Origin of the sequence: Pseudomonas sp. NBRC 111130, from assembly GCF_001320485.1 — a bacterium.
Taxonomy (GTDB): Bacteria; Pseudomonadota; Gammaproteobacteria; order Pseudomonadales; family Pseudomonadaceae; genus Aquipseudomonas; species Aquipseudomonas vlassakiae.
Genome location: NZ_BCBG01000084.1, coordinates 1 through 5,001, shown reverse-complemented (window position 1 = coordinate 5,001; position 5,001 = coordinate 1). Strand labels below are relative to the sequence as shown.

General features: G+C 60.4%; 3 protein-coding genes. 1 reads left to right on the top strand and 2 read right to left on the bottom strand.

The features are described from left to right. Positions 1-271: 271 nt before the first annotated feature. Both APH33_RS22450 and APH33_RS22445 read right to left on the bottom strand, forming a co-directional pair. Positions 272-1,633, bottom strand: a complete 1,362-nt coding sequence (locus APH33_RS22450) for an aspartate aminotransferase family protein (protein ID WP_054887244.1) — start codon at positions 1,631-1,633, stop codon at positions 272-274. A 46-nt stretch (positions 1,634-1,679) separates the two neighbouring features. Beyond that, positions 1,680-3,038, bottom strand: coding sequence for a glutamine synthetase family protein (locus tag APH33_RS22445; protein WP_054887243.1), 1,359 nt, complete (start codon positions 3,036-3,038; stop codon positions 1,680-1,682). Positions 3,039-3,612: 574 nt separating this feature from the next. On the opposite strand from APH33_RS22445, the gene APH33_RS22440 reads away from it, so the two are divergent. Beyond that, positions 3,613-4,989, top strand: coding sequence for a glutamine synthetase family protein (locus tag APH33_RS22440; protein ID WP_014592784.1), 1,377 nt, complete (start codon positions 3,613-3,615; stop codon positions 4,987-4,989). Positions 4,990-5,001: the final 12 nt, after the last annotated feature.

Below are 5,001 nucleotides of genomic sequence, written 5' to 3'. Positions count from 1 at the left end.
GACCAGTTGTAGACGTTCAACACTTTGTCTTCTGCCTGAACAGCGGAGGCCATGGCACCCATCAGGGCTGCGGCCAGCAACGTCTTGCCCATTTTATTCATGCGTAATGCTCCAGATTTTTTTGATTAGCCATCCGTTCAGCAGCCAGGCCCCGCGCTACACGCGTCGCAGCGACTGAAACAGCCGCTAGTCTGGCAAGTTACAAGGCGCTGTTTCAAGGAAAGCAGCCCCTTGTAACCACTTAATGTCACATCGCTAGCCTAGCAAACGCTCAACGGATCGCTTCGAGGGTCAGGTCGAGGCACTTGCGCGCCTTTTCCACGAGCTCGTCGACTTCCTCGCGGCTGATCACCAACGGTGGCGCGATGATCATGGTGTCGCCCACCGCGCGCATGATCAGGCCGTTTTCAAAGCAGAAGTTGCGGCACACCATGCCCACGCCCTTGCCTTCGTAACGGCTGCGGGTGGCCTTGTCCTTGACCAGCTCGATTGCACCGAGCAGGCCCAGGCCACGCACCTCGCCTACCAGCGGATGGTCCTGCAGCTCGCGCAGACGCTTTTGCAAGTAGGGTGCCACTTCCGTGCGCGCCTTCTCGATGATCTGCTCATCGCGCAGGATGCGCAGGTTTTCCAGGCCCACTGCGGCCGCCACCGGGTGGCCGGAATAGGTGAAGCCGTGGTTGAAGTCGCCACCTTCGCTGATCACCTTGGCCACCTTGTCACGCACGATCACACCGCCCATGGGGATGTAACCGGACGTGAGCCCCTTGGCGATGGTCATCAGATCGGGCTTGAGGCCGTAGTAGTCGGAGCCGAACCACTCGCCGGTGCGGCCAAAGCCACAGATCACTTCGTCGGCGACGAACAGGATGTCGTACTTGGCGAGGATCTCCTTGACCTTCGGCCAGTAGGTTTCCGGCGGAATGATCACCCCACCGGCGCCCTGGATCGGCTCGGCTATGAAGGCGGCGACGTTGTCTTCGCCGACTTCCAGAATCTTTTTCTCAAGCTGTTCGGCGGCCCAGACGCCGAACTCGTCCGGGTTCATGTCACCGCCTTCGCCGAACCAGTACGGCTGCGGAATGTGCACGATGCCCGGGATCGGCAGGCCGCCCTGCTCGTGCATGCCGCTCATGCCACCCAGGCACGCACCCGCGAAGGTGGAACCGTGGTAACCGTTGATGCGGCCAATGATGGTCTGCTTATGCGGCTTACCCTTCAGCGCCCAGTAATGGCGAACCATGCGCAGCACGGTGTCGTTGCCTTCGGAGCCGGAGCCGGTGAAGAACACATGGGTCATGCCTTCGGGCGCCACGTCGGTGATCGCCTTGGCCAGCTCCAACGCTGGCGGGTGAGCGGTCTGGAAGAACAGGTTGTAGTACGGCAGCTCGCGCATCTGTCGTTCCGCCGCCTGCACCAGCTCTTCACGGCCATAGCCGACCGCCACACACCACAGGCCGGCCATGCCATCGAGGATCTTGTGCCCCTCGCTGTCCCACAAATGCACACCCTGCGCCTTGGTGATGATGCGCGGCCCCTTCGCCTTCAGCTGTTTGTAGTCAGAGAAGGGTGCAAGGTGGTGCTCGCCGCTCAGGGTCTGCCATTCACGGGTTTGCGGGTTGTTGACGCTCATGTGCCTCTCCATTTTCCGGCGGCCGCACCCGCGGCCTCAGGGTTGATCAGACAGCGAACAGCAGGAACTCACGCTCCCAGGAGCTGATGACGCGCTTGAAGTTCTCATGCTCGGCGCGTTTGGTGGCGACGTAGCCGGTGATGAACTTCTTGCCCAGGTACTGCACCAGCGCACGGCTGTTTTCCATGCGCTCGAGGGCGTCCTCGATGGTCAGCGGCAGGCGCAGGTTGCGGCGCTCGTAGCCACGGCCCTGGACTGGCGCGCTGGCCTCGATGCCCTCGACCATGCCGATATAGCCGCACAGCAGGCTGGCGGCGATGGCCAGGTAAGGGTTGGCATCGGCGCCTGGCAGGCGGTTTTCGACGCGACGGTTCTGCGGGCCGGCATCCGGTACGCGCAGGCCGACGGTGCGGTTTTCCTCACCCCACTCGACGTTCACTGGCGCCGAGGTGTCAGGCAGGAAGCGGCGGAACGAGTTGACGTTGGGGGCAAACAGCGGCAGCGCCTCGGGGATGAACTTCTGCAGGCCACCGATGTGGTGCAGGAACAGTTCGCTCATGCTGCCGTCTTCATTGCTGAAGATGTTCTTGCCAGTGGTCACGTCGACCACGCTCTGGTGCAAGTGCATGGCGCTGCCCGGCTCGCCGGTCATCGGCTTGGCCATGAAGGTGGCGGCCACGTTGTGCTTGAGCGCGGCCTCGCGCATGGTGCGCTTGAACACCAGGATCTGGTCGGCCAGGTGCAGGGCATCGCCGTGACGGAAGTTGATTTCCATCTGTGCCGTGCCGTCCTCGTGGATCAGCGTGTCGAGGTCCAGGCGCTGCAGTTCGCACCAGTCGTAGACGTCTTCGAAAAGCGGGTCGAATTCGTTGGCGGCTTCGATCGAGAACGACTGGCGACCGGTTTCCGGGCGGCCCGAGCGGCCAACCGGCGGCTGCAGCGGGAAGTCAGGGTCTTCGCTGCGCTTGGTCAGGTAGAACTCCATCTCGGGCGCGACGATAGGCTGCCAGCCCTTGTCAGCGTAGAGCTTCAGAACTTTCTTCAGGACGTTGCGCGGTGAGAGTTCGACCGGGTTGCCTTTCTTGTCGTAGGTATCGTGGATCACCTGGGCGGTCGGCTCGATGGCCCACGGCACGAGAAACACGGCGTCCTGGTCAGGGCGGCAGATCATGTCGATGTCGGCCGGGTCGAGCAGGTCGTAATAGATGTCATCGTCGACATAATCGCCGGTCACGGTCTGCAGCAGCACGCTTTCGGGCAGGCGCATGCCTTTTTCAGCGATGAATTTGTTGGTCGGCGAGATCTTGCCGCGGGTGATGCCGGTCAGGTCGCTGATCAGGCATTCGACTTCGGTGATCTTGTGCTCTTTCAACCAATCGGTGAGCTGGTCGAGGTTGTTACTCATAAATACCTCAGGAGGTAAGGTGGTCCGCGCCCTGATTCTGGATGGAGTAGATGGCTAAAGCAAAAACCCACGCGCAGGCGCACTGTGGATACACTGAAAACAAGCGTGTCCGTAGTGGTGTCAAAGGGCAGGGATACGAGAAGAGCAACGAAAAAGCGTTACGAGGTTTGGTCCGGGTACGCAAAGCGTCAATTATTGCGGCCATGCGAGCCACAGCTCGACTGATGCGTGCGGGAACGGCAGGGATACCCGACTGCACTGCGCAGGCAGCGCATTCAGGTCGCGACAAGCGGACCATGTGACCCTCGTATTATTGTGTTCTGGGTTGAGTCCGAGCTTAGCCTTGTTAATTTTTTTACACAACACCTCCGTAAAAAATAAAACACGGCCGGTCGGAGATAGCCCTTTGCGTGGGAAATAGCGGATAATGGCATGCCCCGATATGCAGCAAATCTGCCGTCGATGTGCCATTTCGAGGCATCATGGGGTTGGCTTGACATCAGTTTGTCTTTTCGATTGACTGGTCCAGCAAGCCCCCCTTGATTGATATTTTTAACAACAAAGGTGTTGCATCATGTCGGTACCCCCGCGTGCCGTTCAGCTTAACGAAGCGAACGCGTTCCTTAAGGAACATCCTGAGGTTCTCTACGTTGACCTTCTGATTGCAGATATGAATGGTGTGGTGCGTGGCAAGCGCATTGAGCGCACCAGCCTCCACAAGGTTTACGAGAAAGGCATCAACCTGCCGGCCTCCCTCTTCGCCCTGGACATCAACGGTTCCACCGTCGAAAGCACCGGGCTGGGCCTGGACATCGGCGATGCTGACCGCATCTGCTATCCAATCCCCGACACGCTCTGTAATGAGCCATGGCAAAAGCGCCCGACCGCGCAGCTGCTGATGACCATGCACGAACTGGAAGGCGAGCCGTTCTTCGCCGACCCGCGCGAAGTGCTGCGTCAGGTGGTGAGCAAGTTCACCGATATGGGCCTGACCATCTGCGCCGCGTTCGAGCTGGAGTTCTACCTGATCGACCAGGAGAACGTGAACGGCCGCCCGCAGCCGCCACGCTCGCCAATTTCGGGCAAGCGCCCACAGTCGACCCAGGTGTACCTGATCGACGACCTCGACGAATATGCCGACTGCCTGCAGGACATCCTGGAAGGCGCGAAAGAGCAAGGCATTCCGGCTGACGCCATCGTCAAGGAAAGCGCCCCGGCGCAGTTCGAAGTCAACCTGCACCACGTTGCCGACCCGCTCAAGGCCTGTGACTACGCGGTACTGCTCAAGCGGTTGATCAAGAACATTGCCTACGACCATGAAATGGACACCACTTTCATGGCCAAGCCCTACCCGGGCCAGGCTGGCAACGGCCTGCATGTGCACATTTCCGTGCTGGACAAAGATGGCAACAACATCTTCACCAGCGAGGATCCCGAGCAGAACGCCGCGCTACGTCACGCTGTCGGCGGTGTGCTCGAGACCCTGCCCGCATCCATGGCTTTCCTCTGCCCGAACGTCAACTCGTACCGCCGCTTTGGTGCGCAGTTCTACGTGCCGAACGCACCGAGCTGGGGCCTGGACAACCGCACCGTGGCCCTGCGCGTGCCGACCGGCTCTGCCGATGCCGTGCGTATCGAGCACCGCGTGGCCGGCGCCGACGCCAACCCGTACCTGATGATGGCTGCGGTGCTGGCGGGCGTGCACCATGGGTTGACCAACAAGATCGAGCCAGGCGCGCCCATCGAAGGCAATTCCTACGAACAGCTGGAGCAAAGCCTGCCGAACAACCTGCGCGATGCCCTGCGCGAGCTGGACGACAGCGAGATCCTGAACAAGTACATCGATCCGAAGTACATCGACATCTTCGTCGCGTGCAAGGAGAGCGAGCTGGAGGAGTTCGAGCACTCGATCTCCGACCTCGAGTACAACTGGTATCTGCATACCGTGTAAACAAAAACGCCG